This is a genomic window from Stenotrophomonas sp. CASM106, from assembly GCF_049384825.1.
Classification (GTDB): Bacteria; Pseudomonadota; Gammaproteobacteria; order Xanthomonadales; family Xanthomonadaceae; genus Stenotrophomonas; species Stenotrophomonas muris.
Map to the genome: position 1 here is coordinate 1 of NZ_JBMRFS010000011.1, position 21,856 is coordinate 21,856.

A 21,856-nucleotide genomic window follows, 5' to 3' on the forward strand; every position below is an offset into this window, starting at 1 on the left:
AGGTGGGGCGGTGTCGGAGTGCGGGGTGTCAGCCGCATGGGCCCGAGGCATGCCTCGGGCGGGTTGGGCAGGACGCCCAACCCCGGTCTTGCCGTGTGCGCAGGAAAGCGCACACGAGCAAGCGGCTGCCAAGCTTACAGGGACGTACTTGCAGCGTCCCCGCACTCCGACACCGCCCCGCCAAACCACGGAATCCGCTTTTGCTCTGGCTGTTGATCTGGCCTCCGCAGGTGCAGGGCGCAGCCCTGCCGAAACCCACCCTCAGGAACTGCAGGACAGCATCGAGCAACCGGCGCGATTGTCGGCCCACGCCGGGCGCTTGCCAGCGAAGTGTTCCAGGCCGGCACGCTCGGTGTACGGGTCGCGCAGCACGTCCTGCAGTGCATGGACGCCGCCGAGATCCCCCTGCTCTGCGCGGTCGATCGCTTCCTGGGCCAGCCAGTTGCGCAGCACGTACAGCGGGTTGGCCGCTGCCATCTTCGCCTGGCGTTCGCTGGCCGCCAGCGGATCGCGGCGCAGGCGCGCTGCGTAGTCCTGCAGCCAGTGCTGCAGCGGTGCCTGCACTGCCTGTCGCCGCGCCTCGTCGTAGTACACCGCGTCCAGAACCGTCGCATCTGCTGCCGCCGGGTCGATGCGCATCAGTGCGCGCCATGCCAGGGTCATGTCCATTGCGCCCTCCTGCATCAGCTGTTGCCAGCGCTGGTAGAGCTGCAGGTCATCACCGTCGGCAGCAGCCAGCCCCAGCTTCGCTGCAGCATCGCGACGCGTGCAGGCCACGAACGTGGACTGGTAAGCCGCCAGGCCTGCCTGCAGCGGTGCGACATCGGCGAACAGCGGCGACAGCGCCTGCGCCAATCGGCCCAGGTTCCAGTACGCCACCTGCGGCTGGGTGCCGAAGCGGTAGCGGCGCCCCTGGGCGTCGGTGGTGTTCGGCGTCCAGTCCGGATCGAAGTCCTCGACCCAGCCATAGGGGCCGTAATCCAGCGTCACACCGAGCACGGACAGGTTGTCGGTGTTCATCACGCCGTGCACGAAGCCGACACGCATCCAGTGCGCGATCATCTCGGCCGTGCGCACCGCGATCTGCGCGAACCAGTCGCCGTACAGCGCCTCGCCCTGCCCTTGCAGTTCGGGGAAGTCGCGGGCGATGCAGGCATCCACCAGCTGCTGCAGCAGGGCGGTTTCACCGCGCGAGGCCGGCAGTTCGAACGAACCGAAGCGCAGGAACGACGGCGAGACCCGGCATACGATGGCGCCTGGCTCGGCACGCGGATGGCCGTCATAGAACATGTCGCGCACCACGTCCTCACCGGTGCCGACCAGTGACAACGCGCGCGTAGTCGGCACGCCAAGGTGATGCATCGCCTCGCTGCACAGGAATTCGCGGATCGATGAGCGCAGCACTGCCCGTCCATCGGCCCCCCGCGAGTACGGCGTTGGCCCGGCCCCCTTCAACTGCAGCTCCCAGTGCTGGCCACCCGGCGCAACCAGCTCACCCAGCGAAATCGCACGCCCGTCGCCGAGCTGGCCGGCCCAGTGGCCAAACTGATGGCCACCGTAGTTGGCTGCCCACGGTTGCATGCCGGCGTACAGCGCGTTGCCGCCGAATACCTGCGCGAAACCTTCGCTTTCGACTTCAGCGGTATCGAAGCCAAGCATTTCGGCGACGTCCGGCGCCCAGGCCAACAGCGTGGGCGCCGTCACCGGGGTCGGCATCACGGGCGACCAGGCAGCGCCCAGCACTTCGCGCCTGCGCGGGCTGGATTCGGGGTCGCCCGGCAGGGTGTGCAGCAGGCGGTTGTCGAAACGGGGAGTGTCGGTATCCATGGTGCTGGAGATGAGGGCGACGGCCGCCTTCCTCAATTGCCGCCGAGCGCCTGCAGGTGGCCGCCGTGGGCCTCGGCACGCTGGTAGGCCGGGCGTTCACCGATACGCTTGAGGAAGCCACGCAGTGCCGGTTTGTCGTCCAGGCCACCACCGCGCGCGGCAGCGGCCTGGATCGGGAAGCTCATCTGGATGTCGGCCGCACTGAAACGCTCGCCGGCAAACCACGGGCTTTCGGCCAGGCGGCGCTCCATCCAGTCCAGGTGCAGGCGCCGCTGCGGGCCGATGAAGCCGCGCTCGGCCTTGTCGGCAATGCTGCGTGCGATCGGGCGCGCGAAGAACGGCATCGGCGCGTTGCGTATGCGGCCCATCACCAGGGTCAGCAGCAACGGTGGCATCGCCGAGCCTTCGGCGTAGTGCAGCCAGTAGCGGTAAGCGATGCGTTCGGCCCCGTCGGCCGGCATTGGTGACGGCGACAGCTGGCGTTGCGTGTCGTAACGGTCAGCGAGGTAGTCGAGGATCGCGCCGGACTCGGCCAGTACCAGCTCACCATCCTGCAGTACCGGAGACTTGCCGAGCGGATGCACGTTGCGCAGTTCCGGCGGCGCCAGCAGCGTCTTCGGATCGCGCGGATAGCGGCGCAGTTCGTAGTCCAACCCCAGCTCCTCCAGCATCCACAGCACGCGCAGCGAACGGGAGTTTTCCAGATGGTGGACGATGCGCATGGGGGTGATCCCTTGGGGAGACGCGCATCGTACCGCGCCGGCTGCATGTCCTTTGTAGAGTCGAGCCATGCTCGACTGTCTTTGGGCGCAGTCCAGCATGGCTCGACTCTACAAAAAAAAGGCGGGCAATAAAAAACGCCGGAAGCTTTCGCTTCCGGCGTTCTGGCTACCCAACGGTAGCAGACGGATTAGACCGCCTGCACCTGGTCAGCCTGCATGCCCTTCTGACCCTGGACGGCGATGAAGGTAACCTTCTGGCCTTCCTGCAGGGTCTTGAAGCCGGTGCCCTGGATCGCGCGGAAGTGCACGAACAGGTCCGGGCCGCTTTCCGGGGTGATGAAGCCGAAGCCCTTGGCGTCGTTGAACCACTTGACGGTACCGGTCTGACGTTCAGACATTTTTACTAACTCCTGAAACACATGTTGAAAAAAATCGCAGCCACCGGGTATCGGGGCCGAGACTGAGTTGCAGGCGTTGGTAAAGCGGATCGATGAGCGGATCGTGAGATCAACTGCACCAGGCCACGATTCACGGTGACCCTAGCAAACACAGTGGGTCGCACGATACGCGTGTTTTCTGCAAAAAGCGATAGCCCCGACGTTCATGGGAATACGTCACCCGCTAGGCGTGACAAGGGTTGGCAGCCTCTCGCGGCTAACTCCGAGTCCCCATTCAGGTTTTTCCTACCCTACACTGGGTAAATGACTGAAGCTGAAATCCCCGCTGAACACGCCTCTCCCCGCATCTGGGTGGATGCGGACGCCTGTCCGACCGTCATCCGCGACATCCTGTTCCGTGCGGCTGAACGGGTCGGGATCGAACTGACCCTGGTCGCCAACCAGTGGATCCGCACCCCGCCCTCGCGCTGGCTGCGCTCGATCCAGGTGCCGCAGGGGCTGGACGTGGCCGACAGCGCCATCGTCGAGCGGGTCGCCGCGGGGGACCTGGTGGTCACCCAGGACATCCCGCTGGCCGCGCTGGTGCTGGAGAAGCAGGCCGTCGCGCTGAACCCGCGCGGCCAGTTGTACACACCGAACAACATGGCCGAGCGACTGTCGATGCGCAATTTCATGGAGGAACTGCGCGGCGCCGGGGTCCAGACCGGCGGACCGCCGCCCCTGGGCCCCCGCGACCGGCAGCTGTTCGCCGCCGAGCTGGACCGCTGGCTGGCGCGACGCCCGGCCCGCTGAGCGCCTGGCCGCCCTAAGCCGGAAGGCTCAGGCTGCGGCCGCTGCTGAACATCCGTCGTGCACCACTCAACGGGTCATCGAAAGCCAGGGCCCGCGCCAGCAGCTGCAGCGGCGCCTCGGCTACGTCCGGTGCCCGTTGCCGAAGCTGCGGGTACAGGTCGTCACCCATGATCGGCGCCCCCAGCATGGCCATGTGCACGCGCAGCTGATGCTTGCGGCCGGTTTCCGGCAGCAGCCGGTAGCGCCAGATCGGCCCTTCGGCCTCGATCAGCTCGATCCGGCTGCGCGCATTGGCCTCGCCGGGGACTTCGGCCATGCGGAAGAACGGCTCGCCCGGCACCAGGCGGCTGTCCCGCTGCAGCGGAAACTCCCGCCCAGGCAGCGCCGGTGCCAAGGCCTCATAGGTCTTTTCGATGCGCCGCTCACGGAACAGGCGCTGGTAAGCATCGCGCGACGCACGCTGGGTCGAGAACAGCACCAACCCGGCCGTCAGCCGATCCAGCCGGTGCAGCGGCACCAGATCGGCATTGCCGGTGCGGGCGACCAGCCGCGCCAGCAGCGTCTCGCGTACATGCCCGCCCGCCGGTGTCACCGGCAGGAAATGCGGCTTGTCGGCCACCAGCAGGTGCGCATCCAGATGGACGATGGTTTCGGTGAAGGGGATCACCGGTTCGTCGGCCACCTCGCGGAAGTACTGGATGTCCAGCCCGACCTGCCAGGGCATGTCCGCGGTGAGCGCCCTGCCCTGTGCGTCCAGCACGCGGCCGCGCGCGAAGCGATCCTGCCATTGCGCGCGCGCGATGCGCGGAAAACGTGCACACAGGCCATCCAGCAGGGTGGCCCAGGGGCCGGGCGGCAGCTGCAACCGGCTGGGCAAGCTCATGGCGTCCACTCCGGCCACGGGAAAGAGCGCAAGAGTGCCACCGTTGACGGTGCGCAGACAGTCCGGCCACGGACACCCCCGGAGCAAACCTCTATCATTGTCCTCTTTAGTCCACGGATCCCCCATGGCTCTTACCGCCACCATCCGCAAGGCCGAACTGCAGATCAGCGACATGGATCGCGGCTACTACGCGACCCACAACCTGACCCTGGCCCAGCATCCGTCCGAGACCGACGAGCGCCTGATGGTGCGCCTGCTCGCCTTCGCGCTGAACGCCGGCGATCGCCTGGAGTTCGGCCGCGGCCTGAGTACCGATGACGAGCCCGATCTGTGGGAACACGACTACACCGGCGACATCCTGCAGTGGATCGACCTGGGCCATCCGGACGAATCGCGCATCCGCAAGGCCAGCAATCGCAGCCGCCAGGTGCAGGTGGTCAACTACGGCGGCAACGCCTCGGAGATCTGGTGGAGCAAGCAGGGCAAGGGCCTGGCGCGCTTCGACAATCTTTCGGTGGTCGCTCTGGACGGCGAATTCGTCGAGCGCTGGGGCCAGCAGATCCAGCGTGCCATGCGTTGGAGCGTGCTGATCCAGGACGGCGAAGTGCAGCTGCTCAACGACCAGATCCAGCTCGACGTGATCCCGGACTGGCGCAAGCGCGCCAAGGCATGAGCACCATCCGTTGCGATGTGGTGGTCATCGGTGCCGGCGCAGCCGGGCTGATGACCGCGATCATTGCCGGCCAGCGCGGCCGCCAGGTGCAGGTGATCGACCATGCCAACAAGGTCGGCAAGAAGATCCTGATGTCCGGCGGTGGCCGCTGCAACTTCACCAACACCGGCACCACCCCGGCCAACTTCCTGTCGGCCAACCCGCACTTCTGCAAGTCGGCGCTGGCCCGCTACACGCCCTGGCATTTCATCGAGCTGGTGCACAAGCACGGCATCGCCTATCACGAAAAGGAACTGGGGCAGCTGTTCTGCGATATCTCGTCCAAGCAGATCGTGAAGATGCTGGTGGACGAGTGCCAGGCGGCCGGCGTACAGATCCGTACCGACTGCAGCGTGCAGCGCATCGAGCACGGCAGCGATGGTTTCCGCGTGCACACCACCCAGGGCCTGTTCCATTGCGCCTCGCTGGTGGTTGCCACCGGTGGCCTGTCGATTCCCAGCATGGGGGCCAGCGGTTTTGGCTATGAGGTGGCCCGCCAGTTCGGCCACCAGGTACTGCCGACCCGCGCCGGGCTGGTGCCGTTGACCCTCAGCGGCAAGCACCAGGAGCGGCTGGCCGACCTCAGCGGCGTCGCACTGCCGATCGAGGCGCGCTGCAACGGAAAGAGTTTCCAGAACTTCATGCTGCTGACCCACCGTGGCGTAAGCGGCCCGGCCATCCTGCAGATTTCGTCGTTCTGGCAGCCCGGCGATGCGCTGGAGCTGGACCTGTTGCCGGGCCAGGATGCCGGCGAGTGGTTGCGCCAGATGAAGCGCGACCGCCCGGCCGCCGAGCTGCGCACGGTGCTGGGCGAGGTACTGCCGAAGCGGCTGGCGCAACGCCTGTGCGAGCACTGGCTGCCCGACCGGCCCGTGCGCCAGCTGGACGAGCCGGTGCTGCGCCAGGTCGCGCAGCTGCTGGGCGCATTCCCGCTGGTGGCCAGCGGCACCGAAGGCTACCGCACCGCCGAGGTCACCCTGGGCGGCGTGGACACCGCCGAAGTGTCATCCTCGACGATGGAATCCAAGCGCGTGCCCGGCCTGCACTTCGTTGGCGAGGTGCTGGACGTGACCGGCTGGCTGGGCGGCTACAACTTCCAATGGGCCTGGGCCAGCGGCCACGCAGCGGGCGGCGTGGTGTGAACCACTTCGCCGTTCGACGCGCGCCAGGGGTGCGCGCATGGACGGTTCGCCGCGCATCGTGTATCTAGATTCGCAGATTGGGGAGCAGTGCATGCAGAACGCGAACGACATCACCATCCGCCTGCTGATCGTCGATGACAGCGGCGAGAATGCCGAAGCCATCGTCAGCACCCTGCGCAACAGCGGCATCGCGGTACGTCCGTGGCGCCCGCAGGATGCGGCCGAGCTGGCCCAGGTGCTGGCCAGCCAGGCCATCGACCTGGTGCTGGCCTCGCCTTCGCAGGGCATCCCGCTGCAGCTGGCGGCCCAGCACATCGCCGCCAGCGGCAAGGACATCCCGCTGGTGCTGCTGGCCGAGCGCATCGACGAGGACGAACTGGTGCAGGCCAGCAGCCATGGCATCCGCGCCCTCGCCCTGCGCCAGCGCCCCGAGCATCTGCTCGCCGTGGTCCGCGACCAGTGGGTCGACCTGCAGGCGCGTCGCGGCCTGCGCCGGATCGAGGCGCAGATGCGCGAGACCGAGCGCCGCTGCGACGCGCTGATCGCCTCCTCGCGCGACCCCATCGCCTATGTGCATGAAGGCATGCACATCCGCGCCAACGACGCCTATCTGGAGATGTTCGGCTACGAGCATTTCGAGGACATCGAAGGCATTTCGCTGCTGGACATGGTCGCCGCCCAGCACGTGGAGGGCTTCAAACAGCTGCTCAAAGGCCTCAGCCGTGGCGAGGTGCCGCCGCCGCAGTACCAGCTCGACGCGCGCCACGAGGACGGCAGTTCCTTCCCGGCGACGATGGAATTTGCCGCGGCCACCTACGAGGGCGAGTCCTGCCTGCAGGTGGTGCTCCGCCGCCGCATGGAGTTCGACCCCGAGCTGGCACGCGAGGTCGAGGACCTGCGCCAGCGCGACCAGGTCACCGGCCTGCTCAATCGCCCGACCTTCATGCTGCAGCTGGAAAGCGCGGTGGCCCAGGCCGGGCGCAGCGAGGGTCAGTTCGGCCTGCTGCTGATCGAGCCTGACCACTACGCGCGCCTGCTGCCGGATATCGGCCTGGCATCGGCCGACATCCTGATCGGCGCTCTCGCCGCCCTGCTGGCCGAGGTGGTCGGCGAGGACGCGCAACTGGCCCGCTTCGGCGAACACAATTTCGCCGTGCTGCAGGCCGGGCCCTACGCGCAGACCGTGGCGCTGGCCGAGCGCATCCGCGAAGCCTATGCCGCACATGTCTTCAGCATCGGCGCACGCTCGGCCACGGTGACGGTCAGCATCGGTGGCGTGCAGGTGGGCGAGAAGATCGCCAGCATCGGCCAGGTGCTGGCGCGCGCCAGCGACTGCACCCAGGCCGCCGCCGAACTGGGCAACACCTGCCGCATCTTCGACCCGGCTGCCGCCGACCGTGTCGAGGAAGAACGCGTACAGCGCTGGGTTGCGCGCATCCGCGAGGCGCTGTCTGGCGACGGCTTCCAGCTGCACTACCAGCCGGTGCTGAACCTGCAGGGCGAGCCACTGGAGCTGTACGAGGCCTACCTGCGCCTGGAGAACAATGGCGAGCTGCTGAGCCCGACCGCGTTCCTGGGCATCGCCGAGGAACACGGCCTGCTGGCCGACATCAACCGCTGGGTGGTCTCGCAGGCCATCGCGGTGCTCGGCCAGCGGGCACGCGAAGGCAACGCCACCCAGGTGCTGGTGAAGGTGACGCCGGAATCGTTCGAGGACCCGCAGATGATCGCCACGCTGCGCCGCGAACTGCAGGCACAGGGCGTGCCCGGCGAACGGCTGTGGCTGCATGCGCCGGAAGCGAAGGTTTTCACCCACCTGCGCAGTGCGCAGCAGTTCCTAGCCGAAGTGGCGCCGCTGGGCTGCCGCATCGGCCTGGAGCAGTTCGGTTCGGGGCTGGATTCATTCCAGCTGCTGGCCCACTTCCAGCCGCAGTTCCTCAAGCTGGACCGGGGCTTCACCAGCGACCTGGCCGCCACGCGCGAGAACATCGACCGCATCAGCCAGATCACCGCGCGCGCACAGGAAGCGGGTATCCGCACCATTGCCGAGTTCGTCAGCGATGCCAACTCGATGACGCTGCTGTTCAGTGCCGGCGTGGATTACGTGCAGGGCGACTTCGTCGGCCCGGCGCTGCCGGAGATGGGCTTCGAGTTCGGGTGACGCCTCTCTGTAGAGCCGAGCCACGCTCGGCTGCGGGACTCAAGCGAAGAGCAGCCGAGCATGGCTCGGCTCTACACAAACGAGAAGGCCGGCGTTCGCCGGCCTTTTCGTTGATCAGGTCATGTCGACCAGATTTTCGATCTTCACGTCCGGATTGACGTCGGCCTCGTAGTCCACGCCCTCCACGCCGAAGCCGAACAGGCGCAGGAAGTCGGCCTTGTAGCCGGCCAGGTCGCTGATCTCGTACAGGTTCTCGTTGGTCACCTGCGGCCACAGCGCGACCACCCTGCCCTGCACATCTGCGGCCATTTCCTTGTAATCGGCGCGCAGGCGGCCTTCCTCATCGATCAGCGCAACGGTGCGGCCATCGCCATCGACCAGGTCGTGGCGCAGGCGATCGATCGCCACGCCGTCGGCCTTGCCGCCGTAGAGGATGTCGTACAGCACGTCCAGCTGTTCGATGCAGCCTTCGTGGGTGCCCTTTTCCTTCATCGCCTTGAACAGCAGCGACAGGTACAGCGGCATGGTCGGAATGGCCGAGCTGGCCTGGGTCACCACCGCCTTCAGCACCGATACGCGTGCATCGCCACCGATCTTGGCCAGCTTCTCGCGCAGGCCCAGCACCTTGGTGTCCAGGTCCTTCTTGGCCGCACCGATCGAGCCATTCCAGTAGATTGCCTGGGTGATCTCTTCGCCCACGTAGGTGAAGGCGGTGGTGGTGCAGCCGTTGGCCAGCACGCCGGCATCGGCGAGCGCGTCGATCCACATCTGCCAGTCTTCACCGCCCATCACCGCGACGGTACCGGCGATCTCTTCCGGGGTAGCCGGCTGCAGGTGGGTCTCGGTCAGCACTTCCTTGTCGGTATCCAGGCCACGCAGGGTGATCGGCTCGCCGATCGGCTTCAGCGAGGAGCTGATGATCTCGCCGGTCTTCGGATGCTTGCGGCGCGGCGCCGCCAGGCTGTAGACAACCTGGTCGACCTGGCCGAGATCGGCCTTGATCATTTCGATGGTCTTCGCCTTCACTTCATCGGAGAAGGCATCGCCGTTGATGCTCTTGGCATACAGGCCGGCTTCGTCGGCGTACTTGTGGAACGCAGCCGAGTTGTACCAGCCCGCCGTGCCCGGCTTGGTCTCGCTGCCCGGCCGTTCGAAGAAGATGCCGAGGGTGGCGGCGCCACTGCCAAAGGCAGCGGTGATGCGCGCGGCCAGGCCGTAGCCGGTCGACGCACCGATCACCAGCACCCGCTTGGGACCGTTCTGGATCGGTGGGCGCGCGCGGATGTAGTCGATCTGCTGCTTGACCGCGGCCTCGCAGCCGGTCGGGTGGGTGGTGACGCAGATGAAGCCGCGGACGCGCGGTTTGATGACCATGGATACCTCGGGTTGGCAGATGCGGCGCACGGGGCGCTCAGCAGGAATACGGGCGCGCGCCTGCGCGCGCGAACCGCAGGATCGTAGTGCGCGGGGGACGATTGCACAACCGACGCTGGCGTAGGGTGGGGTTTCTCTTTGCAGGGCTGCACCCTGCACACGCGGTAGTGCCGGCCGCTGGCCGGCAACAGCAACGGCGGGCTATCCGTGGGCTGGCGGGGCGGGTCCGGTTGCGGGGGACGCCGTAAACCCGTCCCTGGGGGCTTGGCCGCGGCATCCATGCCGCGGACACCCCCGCAACCGGACCCACCCCGCCTTCGACAGATTTCCGCGACCTGTCGGGACAGCACTCTTCTCTGGTGGGTGTCGATCTTGGTCGACACGGTAGATCTGATTCCAATTTGATTATCGATATCTGACAGATGTGTCGACCAAGGTCGACACCTACCAACAGCCGCAGGAATCTGTCAGAGGCGGGGCGGTGTCGGAGTGCGGGGTGTCAGCCGCATGGATGCGGCTGCCAAGCCTACACGGACGTACTTGCGGCGTCCCCGCACTCCGACACCGTCCCGCCCAACCACGGAATGCACTCTGTTGCTGTTGCTGTTGCCGGCCAGCGGCCGGCACTACCGTGGGTGCAGGGCTGCAAGCCCTGCACACAAAAAACCCCGCTTGCGCGGGGTTCTCTGTGTGCCGCATGCAGCAGATGCTTACGGGCGACGGGCCAGGGCCTCGACGTCCTTCGCCTTCGGCAGCAGGTCCTGCTTGCTGACGCGCAGGAAGCCGATCGTCAGCATCGGCACCGCGACCAGGATCGAGGACAGCACCACGATCACCGCACCGATCATGTGCGTCTCGGCCAGGCCTTCCATCGACGCACCGCCGTACAGGTACAGGGCAAGCGCCGACAGGAAGAACATCACCGCGGTGATCACCGTACGCGACAGCGTCTGGTTGATCGAACGGTTCAGCACCTCCATCGAGTCCACGCGCAGGCTGCGGAAGTTCTCGCGGACGCGGTCGAACACCACGATGATGTCGTTGATCGCAAAGCCCATCACCGACAGCAGGCCGGCCAGCACGGTCAGGTCGAACTCACGGCCCAGCAGGGACACGTAGGCGACCGTCACGATCAGGTCGAACATCGCCACGATGCTGGCGGTGACCGCGAACTTCCATTCGAAGCGCACCGCGATGTAGATCAGGAAGCCGGCCAGCATGAAGATGGTGGCGTACAGGCCGTTCTTCGCCAGGTCCTTGCCGATCTGCGGGCCGACGAATGCGGTACTCATCACCGTGGCCTGGTTGTCGGCGCTGGACAGCACCTTCACCACGGCCGCGGCGGTGGCCTTATCCTCGGCAGCGGCATCACCGGTGCCCGGCGCATGCTCGCCGTGCGGCGCCAGGCGGATCAGCAGGTCGGTATTGCCACCGACGCTCTGCACCTGGGCACCGTCGAAGCCGTTCTGCTCCAGCTTGGCGCGGACCTGCTCGACGTCCACGGCCTTCTCGAAACGCGTTTCGATCAGGGTGCCGCCGGTGAAGTCCAGTGCGTAGTTGAAGCCCTTGATGCCGATGATGGCGACCGAGGCCAGGAACACCACGATGGTGACTGCCATGGCGACATGGCGCCAGCGCATGAAGTCGATCTTGGTGTCGTTCGGGAGGATGTGCAGCGGAAACAGTTTCATTGTGCGTGTCGTCCCGTCAGATGGCCACGTTCTGGAGCTTCTTGCGACGGCCGTAGATCAGCGTCGCCAGCGCACGCGACACGGTGATCGCAGTGAACATGGAGGCGAAAATACCGATGATCATGGTCAGCGCGAAGCCCTTCAGCGGACCGGTACCGAATGCGAACAGCGCCACGCCGACGATCAGGCCGGTCAGGTTGGCGTCGAGGATGGTGCCCGAGGCACGCTCGTAACCGGTCACGATCGCGGTCTTGCCCGGCACGCCGGCGCGCAGTTCTTCACGGATACGCTCGTTGATCAGCACGTTGGCGTCCACCGACAGGCCCACCGACAACGCCAGGCCGGCGAAGCCCGGCAGGGTCATGGTGGCGCCGAACAGCGACATCACCGCCACCACGATCAGCAGGTTGAACAGCATCGCCGCCGAGGTGATCACACCGAACATGCGGTAGTAGATGCTGAAGAACACCAGGGTGAACAGGAACGCGAACACCACCGCGCGCATGCCGTTCTTGACGTTCTCGGCGCCCAGGCTCGGGCCGACCACGCGCTCTTCGACGAAGTCCATCGGCGCGGCCAGCGAGCCGGACTTCAGCAGCTTGGCCAGGTCCTCGGCTTCCTTCTTCTGCAGGCCGGTGGTCTGGAAGTTCTTGCCGAACACGCCGTTGATGTTGGCCACCGAGATCACTTCCTCGTTGACCTTGAAGCCACGCACTTCCTGGCCGTCGACGACGGTCACGGTCGGCACGCGTTCGGTGTAGACCACCGCCATCGGCTTGTTCACGTTGGCGCTGGTGAAGTCGAACATGCGCTGGCCGCCGACATTGTTCAGCGTCACGCTGACGGCCGGGGAGCCACTGTTCGAATCGGTCACCGCCTGCGCGCCGACCATCTGGTCACCGGTGACGATCACGCGCTTGTTCAGCAGGATCGGGCCGCGGCCATCACGCTGCTGGTAGACCTTCGCTTCCGGCGGGATGCGGCCGGAATTGATGGCGTCCTGCGCATTGCCCTCGACCACCGCGCGGTACTCCAGGGTGGCGGTGGCGCCGATCATGCGCTTGGCTTCGGCGGTGTCCTGCACGCCCGGCAGCTGCACGACCACACGGTCGGCACCCTGGCGCTGGATGATCGGCTCGGCCACGCCGAGCTGGTTCACGCGGTTGCGCAGGGTGTTGATGTTCTGCTCGATGGCGCCGTTGGCGATCTGCGTGATCTCGGTCTCCGGCACGGTGACCGTGATGCGGTTGCCGCTGACGTCGTAGCCGAGGGTCGGCTGCGCCTTGACCAGGGCGGTACGGGCACGCTGCGCGGCGTCATCGCCGGCGGACGGGCTCAGGTTGGCCACGATGCTGTTGTCCGCGCGGCGTTCCACCGACTGGTAGGCGATGCGGGCGTCACGCAGGGTGCTGCGCACGTCTTCGGTGTAGGCATCCAGGCGCTTGTCGAGGGCGGCCTTCTGGTCGACCTGCAGCACGAAGTGCACGCCACCCTGAAGGTCCAGGCCGAGCACCATCGGGCGACCGCCCAGCCGGGCCAGCCAGTCCGGCACGGTCGAGGCCAGGTTCAGGGCCACCGTGTACTTCTCGCCGACGGTGTCGCGCAGGGCATCGCTGGCCGCAGACTGCGACTTCAGGTCCGGCAGACGGACGATCAGGCTTTCCCCTTCCTTTTCGGCACCGATGGCAGTGACCCCGGCCTTCTTCAGGTCGGCCAGCACACGGTCGCGCAGCGCATCGTCGATCTGCCCGCCACGGTTGGCGGTGATCTGGATGGCCGGGTCCTTCTGGTAGATGTTGGGCAGCGCGTACAGCGCACTGAGCGCCAGTACGATCAGGATGACGACGTACTTCCAGCGTGGAAATTCGAGCATTGCTTGGGTCCCGCGCGGCGCCATCCCCGGCGCCGCGGTTGTGCTTCGGAAAGGGAGTGGCTTACTTGGCCGAATCCAGGGTGCCGGTCGGCAGCACGCTGCCGACAGCGCCCTTCTGCACGCGGATGCGCACGTTCTCGGCCACTTCGATGGTGATGAAGTTGTCGCCGATGTCGGTGACCTTGCCGGCGATGCCACCGTTGGTCAGCACTTCGTCGCCACGCTTGATCTTCTCCAGCATGGACTTGTGTTCCTTCTGCCGCTTCATCTGCGGGCGGATCATCAGGAAGTACATGATGGCGATCAGGATGATCGGGAACAGCAGCGTGGTCAGGCCCATGCCCTGCGGTTGGCCGCCGGCGGCCTGGGCGTGGGCGGCGGGAATCAGGAAAGCAAGCAGGTTCATCGTTGGTCCTTTGGTTGGGCGGCGCTCCCGTCCCTTCAGGGACGGGGGTGTCGACCGCGGATCTGGGTCAGCCTTGAAGTATGCCACGGCCCCGGGCGTTCGTCCTTGGGCCGTTTGGCAGGGGGCGTTCGGGTTACAGCGGCGGGGCCACCGCCCCGCGTGCCGCGTAGAAGGACTCACGGAAGGCCAGGAAGGTTCCCGCCTCGATCGCCGCGCGGATGTCGGCCATCAGCTTTTCGTAGTAGAACAGGTTGTGCAGGGTGCCCAGCATCGGCGCCAGCATCTCGTTGCAGCGGTCCAGGTGGCGCAGGTAGGAACGGGTGTAGCCGCCGGTGCAGGCCACGCAGCCACAACCCGGCTCGATCGGGTCCATGTCGCGCGCGTACTGGGAGTTGCGGATGCGGACGGTGCCGAACGAGGTGAAATAGTGGCCGTTGCGGGCGTTGCGGGTCGGCATCACGCAATCGAACATGTCCACGCCACGTGCGACACCCTCGACCAGGTCCTCCGGCCGGCCCACGCCCATCAGGTAGCGCGGGCGGTCGCCCGGCAGCTCCGGGTCCAGGTGGTCGAGCATGGCGTTGCGCTCGTGCTCCGGCTCGCCCACGGCCAGGCCGCCGATGGCGTAGCCGTCGAAGCCGATCGCCTGCAGGGCATCGGCCGAGCGGCTGCGCAGGTCGGTATGCACGCCGCCCTGGACGATGCCGAACAGGGCCGCGTCGTTGCCCAGTTCGTCATGCGCGTTGCGGCTGCGCTGCGCCCAGCGCAGGCTCAACTCCATCGAACGGCGGGCAACGTCCTCGGTGGCCGGGTACGGGGTGCATTCGTCGAAGATCATCACGATGTCCGAATCGAGCACCTTCTGGATCTTCATGCTCTCCTCGGGACCGAGGAAGACCCGTGCGCCGTCGGTCGGCGAGGCGAAGGTCACGCCCTGCTCGGTGATCTTGCGGCGGTGCGCCAGCGAGAACACCTGGAAGCCGCCGGAGTCGGTCAGGATCGGGCCATCCCAGCGGCAGAAGCCGTGCAGGCCGCCGTGGTCGGCGATGATGTCCAGGCCCGGGCGCAGGTACAGGTGGAAGGTATTGCCGAGGATGATCTCGGCGCCCAGCGCGCGCACCTGGTCCGGCAGGATGCCCTTGACCGAGCCATAGGTCCCCACCGGCATGAAGGCCGGCGTTTCCACCGTGCCACGCGGGAAGGTCAGGCGGCCACGGCGGGCACGGCCGTCGCGGGTCTGGAGCTGGAACTGCAGTCGGGACATGGAGCGGTCATTGGGGCAAATAGTTGCCTATTGTCTCCCAAGAAGGCGTGCGCACCAAGGTGCGCACCCACATGGGGCCCCTGCCCTCCCGGGGCGCTACCCCGCCTGCGGGAACAGCAGCATCGCGTCGCCGTAGCTGAAGAAGCGGTAGCGCTGCTCGATCGCGTGCTGGTAGGCCTCGAACACGCGCTCCTTGCCGGCAAACGCGGAGATCATCATCAGCAGCGTGCTTTCCGGCAGGTGGAAGTTGGTCACCATCGCGTCCACGCTGCGGATGCGGTAGCCGGGGGTGATGAAGATCTGCGTCTCGCCGGCGAACGGCAGCAGCTCGCCATCACGCATTGCGCTTTCCAGCGCGCGCACCACGGTGGTGCCGACGCCGATCACGCGGCCGCCGGCGGCGCGCGTGCGCCGCACCTGCTGCACCAGTTCTGCACCGACATTCAGCCACTCGCGGTGCATCACGTGGTCCTTCAGGTCTTCGGCACGCACCGGCTGGAAGGTGCCCGCGCCCACGTGCAGGGTGACGTGGCCGAACTCCACGCCCTTTTCCTTCAGTGCGGCCAGCAACGGTTCGTCGAAATGCAGGCCCGCGGTCGGTGCCGCCACCGCGCCCACTTCACGCGCGAACACGGTCTGGTAGCGCTCGCGGTCGTCCACGCCCGGCTCGCGCTGGATGTACGGCGGCAGCGGCAGGCGGCCGGCATGCAGCAGCCACTGCTCCAGCGACTCGGGCACGTGGAACTGCAGCACGTAGAACTCGCCATCGCGGCCCAGCACCTCGGCTTCGCCACCGGCATCCAGCGCGATGCGGCTGCCGGCCTTCGGCGACTTGCTGGCGCCGACCTGGGCACGGGCCTGCTGGCCGCCGAGCAAGCGCTCGATCAGGATCTCCACGCGGCCGCCGCTGGCCTTCTGCCCGAACAGGCGCGCCGGGATCACCCGGGTGTCGTTGAACACCAGCAGGTCGCCCGGCTGCAGCAGCGACGGAAGGTCACGCACCTGCAGGTCGGTGAACGCAGCGGGGGCTTGCGGCACCAGCAGCAGGCGGCTGGCGGAACGCTCGGCCAGGGGCGCCTGCGCGATCAGTTCGGCCGGCAGGTCGTAGTTGAAATCGGACTTCTTCAAGGCAGTGGGCGGCAACAGGTCGACAATGGCGCGCATTGTACGTCCAGCGTCTGCGAGCCGGCGTGCTTCGCGTCGAACGTCGCGCAAAATGCTGCTATGCAGCAGGTTTTTGCGGGGTTATCGCGCAAAAAAACAAGTGCTAGCATCGAGTCGGAAGTCCGCTGCACGAGCCTGCCCCCAAGCGCGCGTTGACGCGCGTTTTGCTTTTGAAGGCCCGTGCGACCCATCGTTTCAGGAGATCTGCAATGAGCTTCATCGAACGCCTCGCCCCCCTGCGCACCCAGCCCGGCACCCGCCTCACCACCGGCCTGGACGACGCCACCCTGACCGCCCTGTCCGTCCGCCACCCGCAGCTGATCGCCGCAGTGGATGCCGCCGCCGAGGAGTTCGCGCGCGTGCAGGCCGACCTGGGGCCGCTGCTGGCGCAGGACGAACAGGCGCAGATCGACGCGATGCAGGACGGCTTCGTCAATTTCTACGCCGATGATGCAGTGACCCCGTACGTGGCGCTGGCCGCGCGTGGCCCCTGGGTGGTCACCCTGAAGGGCGCGGTGCTGTACGACGCCGGCGGCTACGGCATGCTCGGCTTCGGGCACACCCCGGATGCCGTGCTGGAGGCGATGGCACGCCCACAGGTGATGGCCAACATCATGACCCCCAGCCTGTCGCAGCAGCGCTTCATCACGGCCCTGCGCGCCGAGATCGGCCACCGCCGTGGCGGCTGCCCGTTCGCGCGCTTCATGTGCCTGAATTCCGGCTCCGAGGCGGTTGGCCTGGCCGCGCGCATCGCCGACGTCAACGCCAAGCTGCAGACCGACCCGGGCGCGCGCCACGCCGGTGCCACGATCAAGCGCGTGGTGGTCAAGGGCAGCTTCCATGGCCGTACCGACCGCCCCGCCCTGTATTCCGATTCCAGCCGCAAGAGCTACATGCAGCACCTGGCCAGCTACCGCGGCGAGGATTCGGTGATCACCGTGGCGCCGTACGACGAGGCCGGCCTGCGCAAGGTGTTCGAGGACGCCGCACGCAACCAGTGGTTCATCGAGGCGGTGTTCCTGGAACCGGTAATGGGCGAAGGCGACCCGGGCCGTTCGGTGCCGCCGGCGTTCTATGCCGTGGCCCGTGAGCTGACCCGTGCGCACGGCAGCCTGCTGCTGCTGGACTCGATCCAGGCTGGCCTGCGCGCGCATGGCGTGCTGTCGGTGGTCGATTACCCGGGCTTCGAAGGCCTGGACCCGCCGGACATGGAAACCTACTCCAAGGCGCTCAACGCCGCGCAGTACCCGCTGTCGGTGCTGGCGGTGACCGAGCACGCCGCGCAGCTGTACCGCAAGGGCATCTACGGCAACACCATGACCAGCAACCCACGCGCGCTGGACGTGGCCTGTGCCACCCTGGCGCAGCTGACCCCGCAGGTGCGTGCCAACATCGCCGAACGCGGTGCCGAGGCCGTGCGCAAGCTGGAACAGCTCAAGAGCGAACTGGGCGGTCTGATCACCAAGGTGCAGGGCACCGGCCTGCTGTTCTCCTGCGAGCTGGCCCCGCAGTTCAAGTGCTACGGCGCCAATTCCACCGAGGAATGGCTGCGCCAGCACGGCATCAACGTGATCCACGGCGGCGAGAATTCGCTGCGCTTCACCCCGCACTTCGGCATGGACAGCGATGAGCTGGACCTGCTGGTCGGCATGGTGGGCCGCGCCCTGCGTGAAGGCCCGCGTCGCGAACAGGCGGCTGCCGCGTAAGCCTGCTTGGCGTTTGTAGAGTCGAGCCATGCTCGACTCAGCCTTTGCCGCGATCTGAACGAAGCGCAGCCGAGCGTGGCTCGGCTCTACAGAAGGCCTGTCAAGGCCTCATAATCCACCGACACCCCGTCCCTGACCGCCCTGCGGTTGGCGACGGGGCGTTTTCGTTTCCGGCCAAGAGACAGGAAGATCCATGAAATCGATCTGTGTGTACTGTGGTTCCAACGCTGGCAGCAAGCCGGCCTACACCGAACGCGCCATTGCCCTGGGTGATCGCATCGCCCGTGACGGCCTGCGCCTGGTGTATGGCGGCGGCAACGTCGGCCTGATGGGAACCGTGGCCAATGCCGTGCTCGCCGCCGGCGGGGAGGTGACCGGCGTGATCCCGCGCCAGCTGGCCGACTGGGAAGTGGCCCACCGCGGCCTGACCGAACTGGAGATCGTCGGTTCGATGCATGAGCGCAAGTCGCGCATGTTCGACCTCGCCGACGGCTTCGTCGCCCTGCCCGGCGGCTTCGGCACCATGGAAGAGATCTTCGAGATGCTGACCTGGCGCCAGCTGGGCATCGGCAACAAGCCATGCGCCTTCCTCGACGTGGAAGGCTTCTACGCCCCGCTGATCGGCATGATCGATCGCATGGTGGAAGAGCGCTTCCTGCATCCGGACCAGCGCCAGGACCTGTGGTACGGCTCGGACATCGAGGAAATGCTGGAGTGGATGCAGAACTATCAGCCGGCCCAGGCTTCCAAGTGGATCGACGAGAAGCGTCGCTCCGCCCTGCGCTGAGGCGACCCGGCGCGGTGGCTCAGGCCACCGCGCCGTCCCACGGCGCCGGGCGGCCCAGCAGGTAGCCCTGGCCGTAGTCGCAACCAAGTTCGCGCAGCGTCTGCCGCTGCGCTTCGGTCTCGATGCCTTCGCCGATGGTTTCGATGCCCAAGGTGCGGGCCAGTGACAGCACGCCCTCGACCAGCGCGCGCGTGCTCTGCACTTCCGGCCCATGCAGGCCGGCGATGAAGCTCTGGTCGATCTTCAACGTGCTGATCGGGAAGCGGTGCAGGTAGGACAGCGCCGAGAAGCCGGTACCGAAATCGTCCAGCTGCACCTGGATGCCACGCTCGCGCAGGCCCTGCAGGATGCGCAGCGTGTGCGGGCCATCATCCAGCAGCGCCACCTCGGTAATCTCCAGGCGCAGCCGGCGCGGGTCGGCACCGCATGCATCGAGCAGACCGAACAGGCGGCCACTGAACTCGGCCGAGCGGAAATGGCGTGGCGATACGTTCACCGAGACATAGCCGTGGCCGCCTTCGGCCAGTCCCGCGATGACCTGTTCGTAGATCAGCCAGTCGACCTGCTCGATCAGGCCGCTTTCCTCGCCCAGCTCCAGGAACGCCCCGGGCAGCAACAGGCCACGGCGCTCGTGCTGCCAGCGCAGCAAGGCCTCGTGCCCCACCACTTCGCCATCGGACAGCCGCACGATCGGCTGGTAGAACGGCACGAAGTCGCGGTTGTTGATCGCACGCCGCAGATCCGCTTCCAGGTCCAGGCTGCGCATCGCTTCTTCGCGCATGTCTTCGTCGAAGATCGCGCAGCGGTCATGACCCTGCGCCTTGGCCCGGTACATCGCCGCGTCTGCGTCGCGCAGCAGTTCTTCACCGGTCCGGTAGCGCGGGTTCCACAAGGCGATGCCCAGGCTGCCGGACGGGAACAGTTCGCGCCCGGCGATCCACATCGATTCCTGCAGTGCCAGCAACAGCCGCTGGCCGAACTCCAGCGCCTGTGCCAGCCCCTGCGGACACTGCAGCAGCACCGCGAACTCATCGCCGCCCAGCCGCGCCACCACGTCATCGGTGCCGGCCATCGATACGATGCGCTTGGCCACCTCCACCAGCATGCGATCGCCGGCAGCGTGCCCGATGCTGTCGTTGACCAGCTTGAAGCGGTCCAGGTCGAGGAACAGCACGGCGAACACCGGCCCACCCTCGCGTTTGGCCAGCGCCAGCGCATCCTGCAGGCGATCGAGCAGGTGCAGGCGGTTGGGCAGGCCGGTAAGCGCATCGTGCATGGCCTGATGGGTCAGGCGCTGCTCGGCACGCAGGCGCTCGCCGATCTGCCCGAGCAGCTTCTCGTTGACCTCGGCCAGCTCGCGGGTACGTTCCTCCACGCGCTTTTCCAGCTCGGCATGCGCCGAACGCAGCTGCTGCTGGTCGCGCTGGCGCGCCAGCCCGGTTCCGATGTTCTGTGCAACGAAGGTCAACAAGCGCTGATCGTGCACGCTGAACGTGCTGTTCTCGCTGTAGCTCTGCACCACGATCGCGCCGACCACCTCGTCATCGCGCAGCAGCGGCACGCCCAGCCAGCAATGCGAACGTGCGCCCGATTCGCGCACTTCGCCGCTGGCCAGCAGTGCGTCGATCTGCTGCCGCGAAGCCAGCAACGGACGCCGGTTGCGCACCACGTACTCGGTCAGGCCGCGGCTGAACGGGCGTGGCGCACGGCTGGCGTTGTGCTCGTCCACCGAGTAGACGAAGTCCAGGCCGCTGCCGGCCCCGTTCACCAGCGCGATGTAGAAATTGCGCGCGTCAAGCAGGCGCCCGACCACGCCATGCACCTGCCCGTAGAACTGGGCCAGGCTGTCGGCCGACATCGCCATCTCGGCGATGTTGTACAGCGCGGTCTGCAGCTGCTCTGCGCGGCGGCGCTCGGCCACTTCATCCTGCAGGCTGTGGTTGGCACGCTGCAGCTCCAGCGTGCGCCGCTCCACCTGCTGTTCCAGCCGGACCTGCGCCTGGCGCCGGTCCATCGCGGTCTGCACGTGCTGCGCGACAAAACCCAGCAGCGCCCGCTCGGCCTCGCCATAACGGGCCGCCAGCTCATAGCTCTGCACCACGATGGCGCCGCATACCCGGCCATCGCGCAGCATCGGCACGCCCAGCCAGTCCAGGCTCTCCGGTCCACGCTGCGGGTCGTGCTCCTGCTCGACCACGCGCGCCAGCAACTCGCGCGAGGGGCCGCTGAGCGGCTTGCCGTGGCGCAGCAACGCCACGGTCAGGCTGCGCGGCATCTCGTCGGCGTCATGGCTCTGCGACGGATCGGCGACGAAGTCATCGACCTGGTCGGCGAAGTACAGGAAGCGGATCTGGTCGCGGACATCGTCGTACTCGACGATGTAGCAGTTTTCCGCGTACATCAGTGTGCCAAGCACGCCGTGCACGTGACGCAGCATCTCCGACATCTCCAGGTCGGCGCCAGCCAGATCGGCGATCTGGAACAGCGCCTGCTGCAGCCGTTCAGCTTCTTCCAGCGCCTTGATCTGCCCGGCCTGGCGACCGCGCTGCAGCGCCAGCTCCATGGCCTGCCGGGCCAGCCCCCACCACGCCGCTGAAGGCACGGCGCCTTCGACCGACAACTGCAGGCGGGCACCGTCATATTCCCAGCCATGGCAACCGTTGCCCACGCCGGGCACCGTCAACGCGTCGGCCGCCGCGACAGCCGGCCAGCCGCCCTGTCCGCGGCCCAGCTGCGGGTCATCCCAGCCAACGCGGACCACGGCCGAGTCCGGCAGCAGCGCATGCAATGCGCGCACCAGCGCCGTGCTCAGCACGGCCTCGTGTGGTGGCTCTTCCGCCGGTTCAACGTGCGTGGACAAATGACAATCTCTCGGCGCCGTCTGTGCGTCGCCTCCCCTGAGCCGCCGAGCATAGCGCGCCACCCGGGGGGCAATGGAAGCCCGTAAACCCCGA

At 67.0% G+C, this 21,856-nt stretch carries 17 protein-coding genes; 6 read left to right on the forward strand and 11 right to left on the reverse strand.

The genetic code is table 11. The features are described 5' to 3' along the window. Positions 1-261: 261 nt before the first annotated feature. The 3 genes from VG556_RS19215 to VG556_RS19225 form a co-directional block, all read right to left on the reverse strand. The gene (locus VG556_RS19215) at positions 262-1,827 is read right to left on the reverse strand and encodes a protein adenylyltransferase SelO (RefSeq protein ID WP_100449889.1); all 1,566 of its coding nucleotides are present in this window, start codon (positions 1,825-1,827) and stop codon (positions 262-264) included. Positions 1,828-1,859: 32 nt separating this feature from the next. After that, entirely contained in the window at positions 1,860-2,549 is a 690-nt protein-coding gene (locus tag VG556_RS19220; RefSeq protein ID WP_014646835.1) for a glutathione S-transferase family protein, read from the reverse strand. A gap of 188 nt (positions 2,550-2,737) precedes the next feature. Beyond that, positions 2,738-2,947, reverse strand: a complete 210-nt coding sequence (locus VG556_RS19225) for a cold-shock protein (RefSeq protein WP_005416210.1) — start codon at positions 2,945-2,947, stop codon at positions 2,738-2,740. 303 nt (positions 2,948-3,250) lie between these two features. Here VG556_RS19225 and VG556_RS19230 point away from each other — a divergent pair, with 303 nt between their 5' ends. After that, complete coding sequence (locus VG556_RS19230; protein WP_049404194.1) at positions 3,251-3,739, forward strand: YaiI/YqxD family protein; 489 nt, start codon at positions 3,251-3,253, stop codon at positions 3,737-3,739. 13 nt (positions 3,740-3,752) lie between these two features. Here VG556_RS19230 and VG556_RS19235 read toward each other — a convergent pair whose 3' ends face one another. Further along, positions 3,753-4,622, reverse strand: a complete 870-nt coding sequence (locus VG556_RS19235) for a pseudouridine synthase (RefSeq protein WP_069117158.1) — start codon at positions 4,620-4,622, stop codon at positions 3,753-3,755. A 124-nt stretch (positions 4,623-4,746) separates the two neighbouring features. Here VG556_RS19235 and VG556_RS19240 point away from each other — a divergent pair, with 124 nt between their 5' ends. The 3 genes from VG556_RS19240 (at position 4,747) to VG556_RS19250 (ending at position 8,637) form a co-directional block, all read left to right on the forward strand. Continuing rightward, the gene (locus VG556_RS19240; protein ID WP_014646832.1) at positions 4,747-5,295 is read left to right on the forward strand and encodes a YaeQ family protein; all 549 of its coding nucleotides are present in this window, start codon (positions 4,747-4,749) and stop codon (positions 5,293-5,295) included. Further along, on the forward strand, positions 5,292-6,476 hold the full coding sequence (locus VG556_RS19245; protein ID WP_100449888.1) for an NAD(P)/FAD-dependent oxidoreductase: 1,185 nt from the start codon (positions 5,292-5,294) through the stop codon (positions 6,474-6,476). The genes VG556_RS19240 and VG556_RS19245 overlap by 4 nt, the downstream gene beginning before the upstream one ends. Positions 6,477-6,567: 91 nt before the next feature. After that, the gene (locus VG556_RS19250) at positions 6,568-8,637 is read left to right on the forward strand and encodes an EAL domain-containing response regulator (protein ID WP_100449993.1); all 2,070 of its coding nucleotides are present in this window, start codon (positions 6,568-6,570) and stop codon (positions 8,635-8,637) included. A gap of 114 nt (positions 8,638-8,751) precedes the next feature. On the opposite strand, the gene fabV is transcribed toward VG556_RS19250, so the two are convergent. The 6 genes from fabV to queA form a co-directional block, all read right to left on the reverse strand. Then, positions 8,752-10,011, reverse strand: coding sequence for an enoyl-ACP reductase FabV (gene fabV, locus VG556_RS19255; RefSeq protein WP_100449887.1), 1,260 nt, complete (start codon positions 10,009-10,011; stop codon positions 8,752-8,754). 710 nt (positions 10,012-10,721) lie between these two features. Beyond that, entirely contained in the window at positions 10,722-11,702 is a 981-nt protein-coding gene (gene secF / locus VG556_RS19260) for a protein translocase subunit SecF (protein WP_014646828.1), read from the reverse strand. A gap of 16 nt (positions 11,703-11,718) precedes the next feature. Beyond that, the gene (gene secD / locus VG556_RS19265; protein ID WP_162292850.1) at positions 11,719-13,575 is read right to left on the reverse strand and encodes a protein translocase subunit SecD; all 1,857 of its coding nucleotides are present in this window, start codon (positions 13,573-13,575) and stop codon (positions 11,719-11,721) included. A gap of 61 nt (positions 13,576-13,636) precedes the next feature. Further along, positions 13,637-13,981: a preprotein translocase subunit YajC gene (gene yajC, locus VG556_RS19270; protein WP_014036867.1), complete on the reverse strand. Its 345-nt coding sequence runs from the start codon at positions 13,979-13,981 to the stop codon at positions 13,637-13,639. A 133-nt stretch (positions 13,982-14,114) separates the two neighbouring features. Then, positions 14,115-15,245 (reverse strand): tRNA guanosine(34) transglycosylase Tgt, encoded by a 1,131-nt coding sequence (tgt, locus tag VG556_RS19275; protein WP_014646826.1) that lies wholly within the window; start codon positions 15,243-15,245, stop codon positions 14,115-14,117. Positions 15,246-15,341: 96 nt separating this feature from the next. Next, positions 15,342-16,409: a tRNA preQ1(34) S-adenosylmethionine ribosyltransferase-isomerase QueA gene (gene queA / locus VG556_RS19280; protein WP_014646825.1), complete on the reverse strand. Its 1,068-nt coding sequence runs from the start codon at positions 16,407-16,409 to the stop codon at positions 15,342-15,344. Between the two features lie 209 nt (positions 16,410-16,618). On the opposite strand from queA, the gene VG556_RS19285 reads away from it, so the two are divergent. After that, a complete protein-coding gene (locus tag VG556_RS19285; RefSeq protein ID WP_014646824.1) occupies positions 16,619-18,115 on the forward strand; it encodes an aminotransferase class III-fold pyridoxal phosphate-dependent enzyme in 1,497 nt (498 codons plus the stop codon). 193 nt (positions 18,116-18,308) lie between these two features. Next, on the forward strand, positions 18,309-18,902 hold the full coding sequence (locus VG556_RS19290) for a TIGR00730 family Rossman fold protein (RefSeq protein ID WP_014036864.1): 594 nt from the start codon (positions 18,309-18,311) through the stop codon (positions 18,900-18,902). Between the two features lie 19 nt (positions 18,903-18,921). Here the strand turns inward: VG556_RS19290 and VG556_RS19295 are convergent, their stop codons facing one another. After that, complete coding sequence (locus VG556_RS19295; RefSeq protein ID WP_100449884.1) at positions 18,922-21,762, reverse strand: bifunctional diguanylate cyclase/phosphodiesterase; 2,841 nt, start codon at positions 21,760-21,762, stop codon at positions 18,922-18,924. Between the last annotated feature and the right edge of the window lie 94 nt (positions 21,763-21,856).

Excerpts from the sequence above, each read along its gene's own strand:
- VG556_RS19230 (WP_049404194.1), top strand. The coding sequence starts at position 3,251 with ATGACTGAAGCTGAAATCCCCGCTGAACACGCCTCTCCCCGCATCTGG.
- VG556_RS19235 (WP_069117158.1), bottom strand. The coding sequence starts at position 4,622 with ATGAGCTTGCCCAGCCGGTTGCAGCTGCCGCCCGGCCCCTGGGCCACC.
- queA (WP_014646825.1), bottom strand. The coding sequence starts at position 16,409 with ATGCGCGCCATTGTCGACCTGTTGCCGCCCACTGCCTTGAAGAAGTCC.
- VG556_RS19240 (WP_014646832.1), top strand. The coding sequence starts at position 4,747 with ATGGCTCTTACCGCCACCATCCGCAAGGCCGAACTGCAGATCAGCGAC.
- VG556_RS19220 (WP_014646835.1), bottom strand. The coding sequence starts at position 2,549 with ATGCGCATCGTCCACCATCTGGAAAACTCCCGTTCGCTGCGCGTGCTG.
- VG556_RS19285 (WP_014646824.1), top strand. The coding sequence starts at position 16,619 with ATGAGCTTCATCGAACGCCTCGCCCCCCTGCGCACCCAGCCCGGCACC.
- VG556_RS19215 (WP_100449889.1), bottom strand. The coding sequence starts at position 1,827 with ATGGATACCGACACTCCCCGTTTCGACAACCGCCTGCTGCACACCCTG.
- VG556_RS19245 (WP_100449888.1), top strand. The coding sequence starts at position 5,292 with ATGAGCACCATCCGTTGCGATGTGGTGGTCATCGGTGCCGGCGCAGCC.
- fabV (WP_100449887.1), bottom strand. The coding sequence starts at position 10,011 with ATGGTCATCAAACCGCGCGTCCGCGGCTTCATCTGCGTCACCACCCAC.
- VG556_RS19250 (WP_100449993.1), top strand. The coding sequence starts at position 6,568 with ATGCAGAACGCGAACGACATCACCATCCGCCTGCTGATCGTCGATGAC.
- VG556_RS19290 (WP_014036864.1), top strand. The coding sequence starts at position 18,309 with ATGAAATCGATCTGTGTGTACTGTGGTTCCAACGCTGGCAGCAAGCCG.
- VG556_RS19225 (WP_005416210.1), bottom strand. The coding sequence starts at position 2,947 with ATGTCTGAACGTCAGACCGGTACCGTCAAGTGGTTCAACGACGCCAAG.
- secF (WP_014646828.1), bottom strand. The coding sequence starts at position 11,702 with ATGAAACTGTTTCCGCTGCACATCCTCCCGAACGACACCAAGATCGAC.
- yajC (WP_014036867.1), bottom strand. The coding sequence starts at position 13,981 with ATGAACCTGCTTGCTTTCCTGATTCCCGCCGCCCACGCCCAGGCCGCC.
- tgt (WP_014646826.1), bottom strand. The coding sequence starts at position 15,245 with ATGTCCCGACTGCAGTTCCAGCTCCAGACCCGCGACGGCCGTGCCCGC.
- secD (WP_162292850.1), bottom strand. The coding sequence starts at position 13,575 with ATGCTCGAATTTCCACGCTGGAAGTACGTCGTCATCCTGATCGTACTG.